This window comes from Wolbachia endosymbiont (group B) of Schoenobius gigantella (assembly GCF_964031005.1).
Classification (GTDB): Bacteria; Pseudomonadota; Alphaproteobacteria; order Rickettsiales; family Anaplasmataceae; genus Wolbachia; species Wolbachia pipientis.
Window position 1 is genome coordinate 546,974 of record NZ_OZ035002.1, and the last position, 17,527, is coordinate 564,500.

Genomic DNA, 17,527 nt, shown 5'->3' on the forward strand with positions numbered 1-17,527 from the left:
GACAACCTCTAATTGTAAATAGTAAGTTCTATAACAATGTTCAAGCTTGCTCTATATACGATGGTGTCTTTGAACGTGATCAAATACCTAAAGAAGTTCAAGATAGAATATATGGCATTATGCAAATTATGCTTCAGGTAATAGAAAATTATCCGATTCACTCAAAAAATTACATATTTATTGATGAGTTGATGGAAAATAATGACCAGAACATGAGGATGTATGATTCAATAGTAAGGCTTAGTAAAAAAATGAACACAGAAATCCTTCCTGTGGTACTTAGGTGTGATCTACCGACATTACAAAAGCGTATTGCATTAAAAAGGCAAAGAAAAAATAGGAAGGTGATTAATCTAAATAGCATTGTAGAGAAATTTAGGACTGACGATTTATTTATACCACCAAGTGCCATAGAGATAGAAAATTCAGATATGATTATAAAAGAAGTAGCTCAAGAGATAGTAAACCAGATGCACAAGCTTAGTAACATTGCATGTACGTGAAAGAATAGTCTATAATGATTTCATATACTGAGGCTCATTTAAATATAGAGCTTCAACTTCATTTAATTTTTGCTTGTTCTCTAATCTATAACGGACTAATAGCCCTGCATGGCTAGCATTTAAATTGCAATCCATATGTGTACTGCTTGTAGCGTGACACTGGGATCCAGGTGCAGATAGTGGCAATAAATTGAAATCAAATAACTGCGTATAAAACCCTTGAGCATTTTTGACTATAGCTCTGATATTTTTTTTGTTATTCGTACAAAGCAAAGATATTGCGTAGGCTTGAACTTCCAGCGCACTAACTCCGTATAATGGCTTATTTGTAGCAAGATTTATACCTTGTGCAGCTGATATACCAACTCTAATTCCAGTGAAACTTCCTGGTCCAACTACTACCACTAAATGATCTATTTTATCATAATTATAGTTGTGCTTATCAAACAAAGTATTCAGAATTTGAAAAAATGATTCTGCATGATTGTTGCTGGCGGAATTGTGCTCTACAAAACAGTTACCATCATAATCAACTATTGCTATTGAACTACCAATACCTACAGTATCAATCGCTAAAATAGACATTACTTAAGCTTATCATAGAGTTTTGTAAACATTATAGCAAAGACACCATTACCCATAACGTTTGCTGAAGTGATTATTGGATCAAACACTATATACAGTGCTGTGATTAACGAAAGCATTTCTGGAGAAAATTTGAGGTATTTCTCAAGAATAGGTAGCATTACCATAATTCCTCCTGCCGGAACTGCCACGATAGCAAACTTAAATAACAAAAAATAGAGAAGGAAAGTTACATAGTCTGTTGTGCACAATGAATAACCGGAGGCAATTATCATTGATAATATTATAATAAAAAAGCAATCACCTACTAAATGAAAGCTAGCAGTTATTGGCACAACAGACGATGCTATGTCAGGTTGCTTTACATTTTTTTTGCTTCCTTCAAGAGTAAGCGGCATAGTTGCATTACTAGACATTGTGCTCATTGCAGTAATAAATGCCGGTATCATATTGCCTATACTAGCTATCCAGCTTGTGATCTTGAATGAATTTGCTGCTCCATATAAGAGGAAAACATAAAGGTAGGTTGCAGATGCTATAATAATGAAAATTATTGAGTAATCCTTAAATATTATAGATAAAACTTGATCATGCTGCATTTTTAAAGCAAGCCCAAGTACAAATATTGGAATAATCGGCGTCAAAAACGTCTTCAAAATAAAGAGAGTTAAATCTAACATTTTGTTCGAAAGCTCTCTGCTTTTTTTGGGTAGCAGTGTGGACACTACTATGCTGGACACAAATCCACAAGCAAGGGCATAAAAATTAGAAAGCAATGCAGGCAGTCTAAACGACCATAAGGGAACAATTGTTTCTTCATACGTTATATCTTGTATTGAATAAGTGTTTTGTATGATAAAATGCCCAACAGAATAAGCTATTAAACTTGAAGCCAGATTCGATAAGAAGATCATTATAATAAGTAACAATATGAACTTTATAGCTGACTGCTTAAGATTGTTAACACTGCTAAAGATTAACGCAAAAATAATAAAAGGCATTATAAATAGCAAAACCTCTTTTATACTAAGGCTCGTTGAGTACAAGAAGGTTTTTACTTCCATTGGAACTAAATGACCAAAGAATGCAGCTGAAGTGATGACCGTGAGTAAGATTAATAGTTGTAGCACGTTCTTATATACCAATGTCCTATGGACATATATATGGTAAGTTAGTTGTTAAGTAAAGCAAAACTGTCTAAACTGCACAGCAAATGGTGTAATGAAAGTGGAATGACAAAAAAGAGTGAAATTAGCATTCACTTATTATTCGTGTCATTTTCAGTAAAAGCTTCTTCCCACGTGCCTTGAGTTGCTGCGCGGCTATACTCTGTTACTCTATTTTCAAAGAAATTCGTATGTTCAACGCCATTTAGTATTTCATCAAGCCACGGAATAGGATTATCATTGACATCATATATGGACTCAAGACCTAATTGCATTAACCGTCTGTTTGCTACGTAGCGTATGTAATTGCGCACTTCTTCTGCGGATAGTCCTTCAACATCTCCTAAATCAAAGGCAAGCTTTATGAATTCGTCCTCAAGTTCAACGATGGTGCGACATGCAGAATATAATTCCTCTTTAAACTCGTTGTCCCAAATTTCATTATTCTCTTTAATAAATGTATTAAATAACATGATAATTGAATTGGTGTGCAAAGTTTCATCACGGGCTGACCAGGCGATTATCTGCCCCATTCCTTTCATTTTTCCAAAACGTTGGAAATTGAGCAAAATTGCAAATGATGCAAATAACTGCAACCCTTCAGTGAATGCACCAAACACTGCTAGAGTTTTAGCTACATGTTTTTTATCGTGTTTTTTGCTTTCCTCGAATTCCAACATATATTCATATTTCTTTCTCATAGCATCATACTTTAAAAATGCTTGATACTCACTTTCTGGCATGCCAATTGTGTCTAAAAGATAAGAATAAGCTGCAATGTGTATGGTTTCCATATTGGAAAAGCTTGCAAGCATCATGCATATTTCTGTTGGCTTAAATATATTTGAATAATGCCTCATGTAGCAGTTATTTACTTCAATGTCTGCCTGAGTAAAAAATCTAAAGATCTGGGTTAGTAGATTTTTTTCTACACTTGAAAGTTTAGTTTTCCAATCCTTCACGTCATCAGCGAGCGGAACTTCTTCAGGTATCCAATGGATTCTTTGTTGCTGCAGCCACGCATCATACGCCCAAGGGTAATTAAAAGGTTTGTATATTGGATCTGCTTCTAACAATGACATAAGACACCTATTATTTTCTAAAGTAAATATTATATTAAGTGATATTGAGAATCAGTCAATTTAACTTTTTTGAAATTTGACGGCAGATAATTTATTAGTGTATTATAGCTTCAAGTAATTTATCAACAGAAATGCGAGTATTAATATCTTTTATTTTATTATTTACAGTGAGCTGCACTCACACTATTCACAATCACGGAGCTCCTGGCATTAGTGTTGAATTGTGGAGCAAGATAAAAGTAGGTGACGATAAAGAAAAAGTGGTTCACACTTTAGGATCACCAACATTAGTATCAAAGTTCGATGACAATGTTTGGTACTATGTCTCATATAAAATTAAACAAGCCAATTTTTTAGGAAAAAGGAAGTATAGTAGTAAGTCTCTGCAAATTTCATTCGACCAGGACGGTAAAGTTGAAGATACAAAAGAAACTGACATCTTAGAGAGATCTTTGGCTGTTTCTGATTGAAAGTTTGCTCAGATCTTCCTACGTCATACCGCGGTTCATTCCATAACTGTACGAACATTGCGATTTGGGCCTACCAGAAGGGTGTCATGAAAGTAGCTGACACTAGTTCCTTTATGACGGCAGTGCCCAGACTACTTGGATCCAGGAAACTTAATTGCAAGTAATGCATTGGGTTTGGTAAGTATGGGTTTTGCGTTATAGAATGAAGCACTTTTGGTGAATTTGTAAAGAAAACTGGATCCCAGTGGGCTTTGTTGCATCGCTAGCTATGATGGATTAAAGATAAAAAAGATAGGGAATATCAGTAGCTTATTATTCTGGTATTTATAACAAGAACGGTCAATGAATACCTAAATTTGAGTAAAAGAAATTTCACTACCATTTACCAATCCGGCTAAAATTCAAGAATTTCAATGCTTTAGCTATTTTCAATAGAATTAAATTTATTAATATAAATAACAAATTACTATTCTTAAATTTGATCAGATTGATTGCAAAAAAACAAGATTTTCAATAGGTTGCTTATAATCCTAACTATAGTTAGCCTTTCATAAGTAGCGATGCAACAAAGCCATCCCAGTGTCAAGCACTGGGATGACACCATTTGTTGTAAACTCACTTTTACTCTATGGTTATACTACCTTGCTGCTATTCTGAACGGATACAGTGGGCTTATTAAATTATAGAATTACTTTAGCTATAGAATAAAATCTAGTGTTACTTCACGCCAAATGTGGTGGTGCTGAGTAGGCAAGCCGGTCAATGGGCTACATTTATATACTGCACGCATTGCATTATCTGCTATCGACCTGAAAAGTGGATTATTTCGATAGGAATCACTGTCTGCTACATCCGCCATAATTATCTCGCCTTGACTGGATAACAATAAGTTAATTTTTATATTAAAATTTTCTTTGTAAGCTATGCTTTCAGGAATGCTCCAGCATTTTGTGAGCTTGTCTCTTATAGAGTTAATAATTTCTGTTACAACTAATTCATCCTTTTTGCTCTCAACGCTTTTTTCGTTTCCTATTTCATTTTTTGCCCCTCTAACATCCCTTCTTAGTTTTTTCTCTACACTTTTTTTTCTTTTTGGAATTGGAATGAATTCTTTACCCTCGTTAATAATGACTTCTTCTTGCATTTCGATAATTTGCCTCGGTTGTGCTACAACAGTGTGCTCAACTATTTCTTTTTTCCTTTGTGGTATAGGAACAGCTAACGTATCATTCGTTTGGGCTTTTGTTGAAGATAACGAAAAAAGCAAAAAACAACATAAAGACAAAAAAAGAATATAATTCGAATAGAAAAAACGCATATGTTAAGCAGCTTGTTTTACTGGTTTAAAGCTAATATTGCACGTAAAGTCAATATATTTTAGTTGATGGACGAGTTTGAAGTCAATAAGGAATCCCTTCAAAGCTGAAGGCAAGCGGAAGATTGTCTTCTCGACAGACAAAGGAATTGTATAATGGATTAAAAGGAACCGTATGACAAAAATTATAGCAAAAGAATATACAGAATTTTTAGAGCAATTGAAGGATCATATTGCAACAAACCGTTATAAAGCAGCACTTGCAGTAAATAGTAAGCTTATTTTGCTTTACCACCATATTGGTACAGAGATCCTAAAACGCCAAAAAGAACATACCTGGGGAGCTAAGGTAATTGATCAATTAAGTAAGGATTTGAGAAGTACATTTCCAGAAATGAAAGGCTTTAGCATGAGAAATCTGAAGTATATGCGTAAGTTTGCCGAAGAATATCCTGATGTTGAATTTGTGCAGGAGCCTCTTGCACAATTAACTTGGTATCACAATATCACTCTTTTGGAAAAAATAGAAAGTCATGAAATAAGATTATTTTATGTAAAAAAAGCTATTGAACATGGCTGGTCACGTAACATTATGGTGATGCAGATAGAACTTGGACTACATAAACGTCAAGGAAAAGCAATAACTAATTTTAAAGAAAAATTACCATCTCCACAATCCGATCTAGCACATTACACATTAAAAGATCCGTATATTTTTGATTTTTTAAGTATAGGTAAGGATGCTCATGAAAGAGAAGTAGAAAAAGGACTCGTAGGGCATATGGAAAAATTTCTGTTAGAACTCGGTGAAGGATTTGCATTTGTTGGTAGACAATTTCATTTAGATGTTGGTAATAAAGACTTTTATATTGATTTATTATTCTATCATTTAAAGTTACGTTGCTTCGTAGTGATTGAACTAAAAGATAAGGATTTTAAGCCGGAATATGCTGGTAAAATGAATTTTTATCTTTCTGCAGTTGATGATTTACTGAAGCACTCGACAGATCAACCTTCTATAGGGTTAATCTTATGTAAATCTAAAGACGATGTACTTGCTAAATATACACTCCGAGACATGAACAAGCCAATAGGGCTAGCAGAATATCGAATAACTGAAAATCTACCAGAGAACATAAAAACAGCTTTACCGACGATAGAAGAATTAGAAGCTGAATTATCCAAAATTTCAGACGAGGAAAAGTAATGTTACTAAAATCATTCAAACAATTATTTAGCAAACCAAAAGCTCAGTATGAAATGCATCAGGCTCAGGAAGAAGAGTGGCAGCCAATAACTTACTCTCTCATAGCCTTGAAACTTTGGAAGCAAACAGTAACGGAGTAAGTGATTTTTATGGATTACACGCTCTAGGTGCACTATCCTATATATCATACGGTCAATACACTCTAAATGAGATGGAAAGATGAAGGCATCATTATAGCTGCTAAAAAATACGGCGATAAAAACTTAATTCTTTCTCTGTTTACAAAAAATCATGGAAAGCGCAGGGGATTAACTAAGCTAACAAACAATAGCAATTATAAGTTTCAGATAAGTAATCTATTACATGCAGAATGGAGTGCTAAGTTACCTGAAAATCTAGGTTTTTTTAAGTGCGAATTAATCGAATCTCCATTCCATCATTTCTTTCAAGATAGGTTAAAAAGCATTACTATTGTTTCTTTCTCCTCTATTTTAGAAAAAGTGCTTCCAGAAAGTGAACCCTGTGCCATGCTGTATGACAATTTTCGATATTTCATCGATGTAATTAAACACAACAATCAGTCTTGGCAAAGCCATTATCTTAACTTAGAGCTTCTGCTTCTTACGCAATTGGGATTCAAGTTAGACTTATCCAAATGCGCTGTAACAGGTGTTAAGGAAAATTTACAATTTATTTCTCCAAAAACTGGTAGAGCAGTGTCAAAAAAAGTAGGAGATTATTATGCAGATAAACTCCTACCTTTTCCACAAATGTTACATGATGTATACAATAATAACCTACAAAACAGCTACTCATTCCAAGAATTTCAGTTAGGACTGAAAGTCACAGGATATTTTTTAAATAAGTATCTATTTTTGCAGTTAAACGTGAAATTTCCAGAGCTGAGAAACCTCATGTTGTCGCTTTAATCTTAGCAGTCCTACGTCATACCGCGATTCATTCGCGGTATCTCTTAGCATAGATCCAGCTAACAAGTAGCGGGATGACGAACTTATCGTCATGCCACCGCGAACCGTCATACCGTGATTTATTCACGGTATCTCTTAGCATAGATCCAGCTAACAAGCAGCGGGACGACGGTTGTCAGGGTGTCATCCCAGCGCCCCTATGATGTCATCCCAGTGCCCAGACACTGGGATCCAGAAAAGTTTGCTTGTGAACAAGCAAACTAGCATGGAAAGTGGTTACAACGTTTTCGATGAGATTATATGGAAAACTGGATTCCAGTGTCAAGCACTGGAATGACAAGGTATAAACCTTATCGTCATGCTGCCGCGAACCGTCATACCGCGATTCATTCGCGGTATCTCAGCATAGATTCCGCTAACTAGTAGCGGAATGACGGTTGTCGGCAAACTTAAGCCACTTTAGCTATAGCCAGTAACCACTCTATTTCTACCACTGTTTTTTGCTTTATATAAATATTTGTCGGCACGTACTATAAATTCTTTAATATTGTCAAGGTCAGATTCTTGCATTTCTGCAATTCCAATGCTCACAGTTACATCGTGGGTTGTATTTTTATCCGCAAGTATAAAAGGTTTTTTAGCAATAATTTTTCGTATTCTCTCCGCAATAGTATACGCATCTGATACATTGGTATCTGGCATTACAACAACAAACTCCTCACCACCAAACCTAGCTAGTAAATCTGTCACTCTGATATTTTCAGAAATTCTTTTCTGTATTTGCTTTAAAAGTTCATCTCCAGCACTATGCCCAAAACTGTCATTCACTATCTTAAAATAGTCTATATCAAGTATCATAAGAGACAACCTTCTATCCTTTTCCACAGAGTCCTTAACAATGTTTCTTAAGTGTGCATCAAAATATCTTCTATTATAACAGTTAGTTAATGGGTCCTTTATAGACATTTCCGCATTATTAAATAAATTCATTCTCAAGGCATCTTGATATCTTTTGCGTTTTACTTGCGAATTAACCCTTGCTATTAGCTCACCCTCATCCAAAGGTACTGTTAAATAATCATTAGCACCTACATCAAGTGCTTTTACTAAATTGTTTTTATCATAATCCTCAGAAAGAATCAGAATTGGTGTATAACGTGTTTCCACCTTACTACGAAACTCAGAACACAAACGCAAGCCGTCAGTTTTTGAAAATTGCATATCAGAAATGATCAGGTCGTAACCATTCTCAATACCAACCTTCAATGCTTCCATTGGATCACTCAGTATTTTAATTGACCTAAAGCGTTGCTTTAATATATTATATATCTGCTCTGCTTGATGAACATCCTCATCTATAACAAGTACGTTAGCATCAAAAATCTGATTGGAATAATCCATAATACTGTTTCCTGCGACTCCACCAATCTCAGCGTTAGTTTCTCCTCTCAAACGCAATTCATCGATAATCATCTTTAAGCGTGTGAGAGACTTAATTCGTGAAGATAAAGCAGTTTCGTTTATTGGTTTAGTCAGAAAATCATCCGCGCCAGCATTAATACCTTGCACTCTATCATGAGTATCATGCAGCGCAGTTACCATAATTATTGGAATATGGGTTGTCAAGGGATCACTCTTTAGCTCCTTACAAACTTCAAAGCCATTCATCTTTGGCATCATGATATCAAGTAATATAATATCAGGCTGCTGCTTTGCTACTAAATCTATAGCTTCTTCACCATCATGAGCTACGATAACCGTATAGTACTCTGCTTTTAGTCGAGCTTCTAAAAGCTTGACATTAGATAGTACATCATCTACTACCAGAATCTTCGCTGTCATTATCTTTAGATGTATTATCTATATCGTAAGTAGGATAAAGCTTACCATTTTTACCAACTATGTAATTTACTTTCTCAGTATTACACTCTTTATATAAGTCTTCAATTCCGGCATCCTTCAATAACCTTCTGGCTTTTAACCTTACAATTGTAAAATACCTATATATAGTCTTAATAAAATCAATAAATACAGGTACCTTATTTTTATCAAGAACAATTATGCTCACTAAAGCTACAACTAAAATTTCTGAAAGACCTATATTGAACATTTTCCTATGAAGCAAGTACTTTAATCCTTCTGATTATAAATATTAATTTGCTTAAATCAAGTTTAGAAGCAACCATCTCATCTAAAAAACTATTATAACGTTCTATGTAGTCCTTATCATTACAAGCCCAGGTTTGAACCTTATCTTCAGGGTTATCAGTAGCTTTTATGACTTTAACAGCTAGCTTGTGATGGTAATTGCTTAAATCGTCCAATAAATCATTAACTAAGCTGCGATCCCAATAAGAAGAGCGGCTTTTCATCTTGATGGCAATTGTCCTAATCAGATCGAATCTTAACAGCGACTTTAACTCAAAGTATATTTTACCAGCATCAAGAATGGACAAAGATGTCTGTTCAGCAACAGATATAATATCCAGTGCATAAGTAAGAACGCACAGGTCAGCAATTTTTTTTGCTAGATCTTTATCTATATTAAGTTCCACTAAAGAAGTGTATCCATGATTATAGACCTTTAACAGGTGTTCATCTAAAACATCATGGCCTAAAGTTTCAATTGCATCTTTAAATTTTGTAACATCATCCAATTCTACAAAGCTAAGATTTTTTACTAACCAAAACGATACTCTGCCAATAAATTTCTGCACATTTCTCACTATTTGCAAGTATGAGTTAATATCAATTTTTCCATCCAATTCATCAATTTTCTGCCACAGGTTATTTAAATCATATAGGTGGTTAACAACGATATATATGTTAACTGCTTCGTGTACCTTAATTCCAGTATTCTCAACTAAATTATTAATAAATATACAGCCCATCCTATTTACAACATCATTTGCAATGCAAGTGGAGATAATTTCTCTACGAAGTTGGTGTTTTAATATGAAATCCTTAAACTCTGTTAACATCTTTTTAGGAAAATAACCTAGCAAGTAGTCATTAGATATAAGATCTTTTTCAGGCAGATCGGAATGTATAATTTTATTTTTTATTGCTGTTCTAGCATAAGATATTAGAATAGAAAGCTGAGGAGAACTGAAACCTTCTGCACCGGTTAACATCCTTGCTACCTCTTCGTCAGCTGGAAGAAATTCTACGCTTCGGTTTAACAGCCCAGATTTTTCTAAACTGAGCAGTAACCTGTGGTCCTGCTCCAATCTCTCTTTAGCTTGCAAACACTCAAGAAGTAATGCTTTTGTTTCAATTCTGTTGTGGTTCTCAAGCACCTTGGATGCAACTTCATCCACCATACTTGCCAGTATTTCATTCCTTTTTTCTAAAGAAATACCCCCTGCTTTCATAGCTGAAACAAATGCAATCTTAATGTTAACTTCAAGGTCCGAACATATCACTCCGGCTGAATTATCAACAAAATCTGCATTGATATATCCACCTCTTTCAGCATATTCTATTCTCCCAAGCTGTGTACAACCAAGATTTCCACCCTCTATAAACATAGAAGCTCTAATATCCTTACCGTTTACTCTTAATTCATCGTTTGCTTTGTCACCGACCATGCTATGACTTTCACTCTTTGCCTTAACAAACGTGCCGATTCCTCCGTTCCATATGAAGTCCACTTCTGCTTTGAGTAGATATCTAATCAAATCACTTGGAGATAACGTATCTTCCGTTATGTCAAAGCATTTTTTCATTTCTTGAGAAAGATTTACTTGCTTGCTGCTACGCTCAAATACCCCGCCACCCTGAGAGATCAAATCTTTGTTATAATCCATCCAGGTTGAAAATGGTAACTTAAAGAGACGTTTACGTTCTGTGAAACTCTTTTCTGCATCAGGATTTGGATCAATAAAAATATGCATATGGTTAAATGCGCCGATTAAATGTATATTTTTTGAAAGCAGCATACCGTTTCCAAATAGATCGCCAGCCATATCCCCAATTCCAATAACAGTTGCATCCTGGTAAATATCCTTATTCATTCTCCAAAAATGCCTCTGTGCTGCAATCCATGCACCTCTTGCTGTAATACCCATTTTCTTATGGTCGTAACCTACTGATCCACCAGATGCAAATGCATCGCCAAGCCAAAAGTTATATTCAGAGGCTATCTGGTTGGCATAATCAGAAAATGAAGCAGTTCCTTTATCAGCAGCAACCACGAGATATGGATCATCTTCATCATACCTAATCACATTCTCTGGTGGAATTATTTTACCATCAACCACGTTATCAGTAATATCAAGCATTCCTCTGATAAAACTCTTATAGCACTCAACACTTTTCTCTCTTAAAATATTCTTATCTTTATAAGCTTGCTTTATTACAAACCCACCCTTTGCACCAACAGGGACAATAACCGCATTTTTTGTCATCTGAGCTTTCATGAGCCCCAAAACTTCAGTGCGAAAATCTTCCGTCCTATCCGACCACCTTAAGCCACCACGGGCTAATTTCCCTCCTCTTAGATGTATTCCCTCAAAAAGGTTTGAATAAATATACAATTCACGATACGGACGAGGATCAGGTAAACCATTTATTTTACTTGAGTCAAATTTTGTAGATAAATATGGTTTATCGTCTTGATAATAACTGGTCCTTAAAATAGCCATTATCAAGTTAAATATCGAGCGCAAAACGTAATCATGTGAAACATTGCTGATCTCTTTTAGAAGTTCCTCAATTTTTTCTCTGACAATGTCCGTAGTTTCTGCTCTATCAATGTCTATGTTAGGATCAAATCTTGCATGAAATAGTTGTATCAAATACTTTACTATTTTTGGATGCTCTGAGACTACCTTTTGGATATATTCTGGATTGTAGTTAAATGACGTCTGCTTTAGGTAAGCACTTAACGCTCTAACCAGAAGCACTTCTTTCCACTTGAGCCCAGCAATAATGATCAAACTATTGAAATAGTCATTTTTAATTTCCTTGCTAAACACTTTCGCAAGTGTTATTTCAAATTGCTCTTTTAGAGTAATGTTGTCTATTAATTCATCGACTCTTGACAACACAAAATGGTGTATCCATATTCCACCGTTAATTTCTATGTAATAGCCATTATGAGATAGAATTTTAGCTCCCAAATTCTTAGTGATCCTTAATATCTTCGATAATTCAAGGCCTCCATTGTTTGGAGTATAAACCTTTAATTGATAATTAAGATTATCACGAGTAAGTCTTAAATCGACCTCGCTAACTCCTTTCTTCCTCACTATCTCCAATTTTTTCATATCGTAATATGCGTCATGAGGTTCGAAACTCTCTTGATAGCTTATTGGAAATGCCTTGCAATAACGGATGAATATATCCTCAACAGTGCTAAAAGTATTGTATAAATTGTCTATAAAACGATCTTCCCACTTTTCTGTAATGTTTCTTAATTTGTTTTCGATACGCAAAACTTCATCATCAAGAACGCTAGCATTTTTGGTCTTTAGCACTACATGCAATTTCATCAAATCATATTCATTGATAATGTGATTGTTATAAATATCTGAACTTCCTGCACTTGTCTCATCCTTCAATATGTCACGTATCTTGAACATTAGCCTAGCGCTAGCATAACGCATCGGTATCAGCACTATGCAACTAATAAAATCCCCGACTCTTCTTAAAAATAATCTGACCCTTGGCCTAATCGCAAGAGACATGATCGAAATGCAAATTTTAAATAATTCGTCTTCATTTGATTGGAATAATTCATCACAAGAGAACACTTGCAAAATAGAAATCAAAGCTTTGTTATTGTGGCCCCCGGTTACAAACCCTGCATTTTTTTCTATAACTTTAACTTTATCTCTTATTATTGGAATAGTTCTAATATCTTGGACCTCCGCTACAGAAGTAAATAGCCCGAAAAAACGCCGTTCCTTTACCACATTACCCTGGTCATCAAATTCTTTTACTCCTATACAATTCATGTATGTACGCCGATGGACTATTGAGATTAGATCTGATCTCAATATGTATAGGGAATCAAGGTTTGCAGAAGGAATCAACGTACTTTGACCTACTCTCATCAGGCCAAGGTCCTTTTTGCTGTCACAGACGAGTTTTTCATCTTTACCAGCAATATATTCTTGATAACCTAGAAATACGAAGTTATTATTCTTTAACCAAACTAGAAAATCTTTTTGCTCTTGATTTCGGTCTGGTGTCATTCCAGTGCGTGACACTGGAATCCACGTGTCCTTTTCCTGGATCCCAGCTGGGATGACAGAAAGACTTGCCTCATCAAGTTTCTTGAGCATTAAGTGCCAATCTTTCACAACGCAATTAACCGCTTTCAGCGTTTTCTGTAGAGATTCTTTTAATGTATCAACAAAGCTGTCACTTATACCTTTGATAATTACATATATGACTGACTCTTTGACTCCATTGCTTTCTTCCAAAGAGTAAATCTCGTCTATTAGGCCATCTTTTCTTTTAATGTTAATTATGCTGTTGCTGTAATAGCATATGGTTAAATCGTGCGACTTAATAGTTGCAATAACGGAGTCAACCAAAAATGGCATATCATCGTTTGTTATCTTAATCGTGGTAAAATCGCCTTCTATTCCTGGTATATCATCTATATTGCTTACTACTAACTTACTTTCATCTTTCTCTTTTTGAGAAACAAAATTGTAAGCATCGTTTACAATATATAGCAAAAACTTATCATTGGCTTTTAGGTCGCTTTTATAAACAAAACTATAAAAATACTTAATAAATTTTTTAATTTTTTCTTTATCTTGCTGATTTTCTTGATCAGCTAACTTAAATAAAGACTCAGTGTCAACATTATGATCTATACACATTTTTTTTAACAAAAATACACAGTGAACTTAAACCTTTTTAACTAAGATTTCATTATCAAGAGCGTACACTATTAGCTCATCATTTTCTACTACTTCCCCTGATAAAACTAATTTAGCTAAATTATTTTGAATACACTCTTGTATAACCCTTTTTAAGGGCCTTGCTCCATATTCAGGGTCATAGCCAGTTTGTGCTATTAGTTCTTTAGCTTCCTGCAACAAACTTATACTCAGTTTACGCTTAGCAAGTGTTTTTTGTAAATAAGAAAATTGAACATCTATAATTTTATAGATGTCATCTCTGGTTAAACTGTGGAATATAATAATTTCATCCAGCCTGTTTAAAAATTCTGGACGAAATGCTGATTTAACTATTTGCATCACTTCATTTCTTACAGAATCAACATTCCCTTTTAGCATTATCTCAGCGCCAAGGTTAGAAGTTAAAATCAGTATGGTGTTGCGAAAATCAATTAATTTACCATGACTATCAGTGAGTCTACCCTCATCCAAGATTTGCAGCAATAGATTAAATATATCTGGATTTGCTTTCTCGATTTCATCAAACAGAATAACCTGATATGGCCTTCTTCTTACCGCTTCAGTTAATCTGCCACCTTGTTCATAGCCAACATACCCTGGAGGCGCGCCAATTAACTTTGAAACAGAATGTTTTTCCATATATTCTGACATATCAAAACGCAAAAGCGCTGATTGATCGTCAAACAGAAATTCAGCTAAGGCTTTCGCAAGTTCGGTTTTACCAACTCCAGTTGGACCTAAAAATAAAAATGAACCAAAAGGCTTATTGGTATCTTGCACCCCAGAGCGGGAGCGCCTAACTGCATTACTTATCGCTTCTATTGCATCTTTCTGCCCTATTACTCTTCTTCCTATTTCATTCTCCATGTTAAGGAGTTTTTCCTTTTCACTATGCATCATATTATCAACTGGAATTCCCGTCCACTTTGAAACAATGTTTGCAATATCATCTCCAGTCACTTCTTTCTTTAAGAAACTATCAGTAACCTTTTCCTGATTTTTTAATTCATTCTCAAGCTGAGGGATCACACCATACATCAGCTCTCCTGCCCTTCCCAAATTCCCACTACGCTGAACTAATTCCAACTCTTTTCTAGCGTTATCTAATTTTTCGGCTGTTTCTTGTATTCTAGCTATTTTATTCTTTTCCATCTGCCATTTGCTGTTCAAGTCAGCAAATTTACTGTTTAGATTTTCGATCTCTTCATTTATCTTTTTTAAACGCTGTTTAGAATTTTCATCACTTTCTTTTTTTAGAGCCTCTGCTTCAATCTTTAGCTGTATAACCTTTCTCTCAAGTTCATCAATAACTTCAGGCTTGCTATCCATTTCAATTCTCACCCTACTTGCTGCTTCATCAATCAAATCAATTGCTTTATCAGGTAAAAACCTATCTGTTATATATCTATTGGATAACGTTGCAGCAGCAATTATTGCACCGTCTGTAATTCTTATACCATGATGCACCTCATATCTTTCCTTCAAACCCCTGAGTATTGAAATGGTATCAGTTTCAGTTGGTTGAGAGATAAACACAGGCTGAAAACGCCTTGCAAGTGCAGGATCTTTTTCTATATGCTGACGATATTCATCTAAAGTTGTGGCTCCTATACAGCGAATTTCTCCACGCGCAAGAGCAGGCTTCAGCAGATTCGAGGCATCCATTGCACCACTTGTTGCTCCTGCTCCAACTAAAGTATGAAGCTCATCTATAAACAAGATAACTTTTCCCTCCGCTCTCGAAAGCTCATTAATAACTGCTTTTAACCTTTCTTCAAATTCTCCTCTAAACTTAGTGCCAGCAATTAGTGCTCCAAGATCCAAAGCTAAGACCTTTGCATCATGCAAACCAAGTGGTACATCGTTTGCAACAATTCTATTTGCAAGCCCCTCAACTATTGCAGTTTTTCCAACACCAGGTTCACCGATCAGCACTGGATTATTTTTTGTCCGCCTCAGTGATACCTGCATAGTTCTTCTGATCTCTTCATCACGACCAATTACAGGATCAAGCTTTCCTTGCATAGCAAGCTCTGTAACATCTTTTGTATATTTCTTTGCCGCATTTAATTTTTCCTCACTGTTTGGCGAGTCCGCACTGCTGCCCTTTCTCATTTCTGCAACAACTGAGTTCAGTTTTTGTGGAGTCACACCATTCTCTGCCAGAATTTTGCCTACAGTATCATCTTTTTGTGCAGTGAGGCCCTGCAGTAAACGCTCGACAGCAACAAATGAATCTTTATTTCTCTTTGCAATACCAATTGAATCTTCAAAAACTTTTGCTATTTCTCTTGAAAGTTGAAGGCCACCACTTCCTGGACCTTCAATTACTGGCAACTTTTTTATTGCACTATCCACAGCATCGGAAATACTCTGCACATTTCCACCACAAGCGTTTATCAAATCCTGAACTAAACCTGATTCATCTTCAAGCATCACTTTTAGTAAATGCTCAGGCATAAAAATCTGATGCCCAGCTCCCAACGCTTTCATTTGAGCACTTTGAATTAGACTTTTTGCTTTTTCGGTAAATTTATTTAAGTCCATAACACCAGTTAAATTCGTATTTGCTGATGTATATAACAACTGATTTCATAAATTTAAACCTAAAGTTGTTTATTGTTAGGTATGAAATTTAAAACTTTCTTAAAAAAGGAACTATCATAGTAACCATACAAATATCTTGTATCTCAAGACCTTTGGTTTTTGTTGCTGAAAATGGTTGTATTATTTAAGTTATTAACAATATACAATACTAAGTTAATGTAATTTATTTGGAGATGACAGGAAAATTTATTGTAACTTTATATTTTAAATAGAATAAAGTTCTTTTGTTAGTATTGTCCTTTTTGTAAAAAATATTCCTAATTTCTTCATCATTTCTGTGGGTAAGGTCATCTGCTTCTCTACCTCAAGTGGTTAACAAAGTTTCTTGTCACGAGGGACCAAATGGAAATCTGCTCGTTTTCACGCGAATTAATGTTACAAATTCTATACATTTCGTTACAAAATGGCATTCGCTTTCTCCATTATCCTTTACCTGCATTTTCATCAGCGTTCCTTGCGGTTTGCTTGCCATATAGGCGGAAATACAGGCTTACCCTGTTCCTTCTGTCATACAACAGTGGGTTAGGTGACTTCTCTATACCGGTGATTTGCGTACATCCAGAAATGAAAAATGTCACATTACCTTTTGGTCGGAGCTTATCAGCATCTTTAGCTCTTTAATCGTTACGATACTTATGAAGCTTCACTTACGTTCACCATACCACTAAGCCTAGCTCTCCAACCACATGATGCTTGTAGTTTATGCTCCTTTCACGATTGAGCATCTTCTTTTTCAAGAGGAGGTTCATTGTCCGCATCGCTTGGCACCAACCGGTTACCCG

14 protein-coding genes are annotated in these 17,527 nt (G+C 35.2%); 5 read left to right on the forward strand and 9 right to left on the reverse strand.

Features of this window, described 5'->3' with window-relative positions:
• Window positions 1–11: 11 nt before the first annotated feature.
• The gene (locus tag ACQH2O_RS02660; protein ID WP_425385377.1) at window positions 12–503 is read left to right on the forward strand and encodes a hypothetical protein; all 492 of its coding nucleotides are present in this window, start codon (window positions 12–14) and stop codon (window positions 501–503) included.
• A gap of 9 nt (window positions 504–512) precedes the next feature.
• On the opposite strand, the gene tsaB is transcribed toward ACQH2O_RS02660, so the two are convergent.
• From tsaB to ACQH2O_RS02675, 3 genes are all read right to left on the reverse strand, one after another.
• On the reverse strand, window positions 513–1,088 hold the full coding sequence (gene tsaB, locus ACQH2O_RS02665) for a tRNA (adenosine(37)-N6)-threonylcarbamoyltransferase complex dimerization subunit type 1 TsaB (RefSeq protein ID WP_010962437.1): 576 nt from the start codon (window positions 1,086–1,088) through the stop codon (window positions 513–515).
• Entirely contained in the window at window positions 1,088–2,218 is a 1,131-nt protein-coding gene (locus ACQH2O_RS02670) for a cation:dicarboxylate symporter family transporter (protein ID WP_425385378.1), read from the reverse strand. Before ACQH2O_RS02670 ends, tsaB begins: the two co-directional genes overlap by 1 nt.
• A gap of 128 nt (window positions 2,219–2,346) precedes the next feature.
• Window positions 2,347–3,336, reverse strand: a complete 990-nt coding sequence (locus ACQH2O_RS02675) for a ribonucleotide-diphosphate reductase subunit beta (RefSeq protein ID WP_006280119.1) — start codon at window positions 3,334–3,336, stop codon at window positions 2,347–2,349.
• A gap of 131 nt (window positions 3,337–3,467) precedes the next feature.
• On the opposite strand from ACQH2O_RS02675, the gene ACQH2O_RS02680 reads away from it, so the two are divergent.
• Entirely contained in the window at window positions 3,468–3,806 is a 339-nt protein-coding gene (locus ACQH2O_RS02680) for an outer membrane protein assembly factor BamE (RefSeq protein WP_006279908.1), read from the forward strand.
• A gap of 697 nt (window positions 3,807–4,503) precedes the next feature.
• Here the strand turns inward: ACQH2O_RS02680 and ACQH2O_RS02685 are convergent.
• Window positions 4,504–5,124: a hypothetical protein gene (locus tag ACQH2O_RS02685; protein WP_022626225.1), complete on the reverse strand. Its 621-nt coding sequence runs from the start codon at window positions 5,122–5,124 to the stop codon at window positions 4,504–4,506.
• Between the two features lie 172 nt (window positions 5,125–5,296).
• Between ACQH2O_RS02685 and ACQH2O_RS02690 the strand changes: the two genes are divergently transcribed.
• The 3 genes from ACQH2O_RS02690 to recO all read left to right on the forward strand — a co-directional run bounded on the left by ACQH2O_RS02690 (window position 5,297) and on the right by recO (window position 7,257).
• Window positions 5,297–6,328 (forward strand): PDDEXK nuclease domain-containing protein, encoded by a 1,032-nt coding sequence (locus tag ACQH2O_RS02690; protein ID WP_038199734.1) that lies wholly within the window; start codon window positions 5,297–5,299, stop codon window positions 6,326–6,328.
• 76 nt (window positions 6,329–6,404) lie between these two features.
• Window positions 6,405–6,551, forward strand: coding sequence for a hypothetical protein (locus ACQH2O_RS02695; RefSeq protein ID WP_007548499.1), 147 nt, complete (start codon window positions 6,405–6,407; stop codon window positions 6,549–6,551).
• Window positions 6,535–7,257, forward strand: coding sequence for a DNA repair protein RecO (recO, locus tag ACQH2O_RS02700; protein ID WP_010082260.1), 723 nt, complete (start codon window positions 6,535–6,537; stop codon window positions 7,255–7,257). Before ACQH2O_RS02695 ends, recO begins: the two co-directional genes overlap by 17 nt.
• A gap of 459 nt (window positions 7,258–7,716) precedes the next feature.
• On the opposite strand, the gene ACQH2O_RS02705 is transcribed toward recO, so the two are convergent.
• The 5 genes from ACQH2O_RS02705 to ACQH2O_RS02725 all read right to left on the reverse strand — a co-directional run bounded on the left by ACQH2O_RS02705 (window position 7,717) and on the right by ACQH2O_RS02725 (window position 17,217).
• On the reverse strand, window positions 7,717–9,099 hold the full coding sequence (locus ACQH2O_RS02705; RefSeq protein WP_010082259.1) for a PleD family two-component system response regulator: 1,383 nt from the start codon (window positions 9,097–9,099) through the stop codon (window positions 7,717–7,719).
• Entirely contained in the window at window positions 9,071–9,367 is a 297-nt protein-coding gene (gene tatB / locus ACQH2O_RS02710) for a Sec-independent protein translocase subunit TatB (RefSeq protein ID WP_010082258.1), read from the reverse strand. Before tatB ends, ACQH2O_RS02705 begins: the two co-directional genes overlap by 29 nt.
• Window positions 9,368–9,371: 4 nt before the next feature.
• Entirely contained in the window at window positions 9,372–14,096 is a 4,725-nt protein-coding gene (locus ACQH2O_RS02715) for an NAD-glutamate dehydrogenase (RefSeq protein ID WP_391158886.1), read from the reverse strand.
• Window positions 14,097–14,123: 27 nt separating this feature from the next.
• Complete coding sequence (gene clpB / locus ACQH2O_RS02720; RefSeq protein ID WP_095742641.1) at window positions 14,124–16,685, reverse strand: ATP-dependent chaperone ClpB; 2,562 nt, start codon at window positions 16,683–16,685, stop codon at window positions 14,124–14,126.
• 388 nt (window positions 16,686–17,073) lie between these two features.
• On the reverse strand, window positions 17,074–17,217 hold the full coding sequence (locus tag ACQH2O_RS02725; RefSeq protein ID WP_173862872.1) for a hypothetical protein: 144 nt from the start codon (window positions 17,215–17,217) through the stop codon (window positions 17,074–17,076).
• Between the last annotated feature and the right edge of the window lie 310 nt (window positions 17,218–17,527).

Bases quoted from the DNA above. Each gene is read 5' to 3' on its own strand.
- tsaB (WP_010962437.1), bottom strand. From the start codon at position 1,088: ATGTCTATTTTAGCGATTGATACTGTAGGTATTGGTAGTTCAATAGCA.
- ACQH2O_RS02675 (WP_006280119.1), bottom strand. From the start codon at position 3,336: ATGTCATTGTTAGAAGCAGATCCAATATACAAACCTTTTAATTACCCT.
- ACQH2O_RS02680 (WP_006279908.1), top strand. From the start codon at position 3,468: ATGCGAGTATTAATATCTTTTATTTTATTATTTACAGTGAGCTGCACT.
- ACQH2O_RS02685 (WP_022626225.1), bottom strand. From the start codon at position 5,124: ATGCGTTTTTTCTATTCGAATTATATTCTTTTTTTGTCTTTATGTTGT.
- ACQH2O_RS02690 (WP_038199734.1), top strand. From the start codon at position 5,297: ATGACAAAAATTATAGCAAAAGAATATACAGAATTTTTAGAGCAATTG.
- recO (WP_010082260.1), top strand. From the start codon at position 6,535: ATGAGATGGAAAGATGAAGGCATCATTATAGCTGCTAAAAAATACGGC.
- ACQH2O_RS02705 (WP_010082259.1), bottom strand. From the start codon at position 9,099: ATGACAGCGAAGATTCTGGTAGTAGATGATGTACTATCTAATGTCAAG.
- tatB (WP_010082258.1), bottom strand. From the start codon at position 9,367: ATGTTCAATATAGGTCTTTCAGAAATTTTAGTTGTAGCTTTAGTGAGC.
- ACQH2O_RS02715 (WP_391158886.1), bottom strand. From the start codon at position 14,096: ATGTGTATAGATCATAATGTTGACACTGAGTCTTTATTTAAGTTAGCT.
- clpB (WP_095742641.1), bottom strand. From the start codon at position 16,685: ATGGACTTAAATAAATTTACCGAAAAAGCAAAAAGTCTAATTCAAAGT.
- ACQH2O_RS02725 (WP_173862872.1), bottom strand. From the start codon at position 17,217: ATGGCAAGCAAACCGCAAGGAACGCTGATGAAAATGCAGGTAAAGGAT.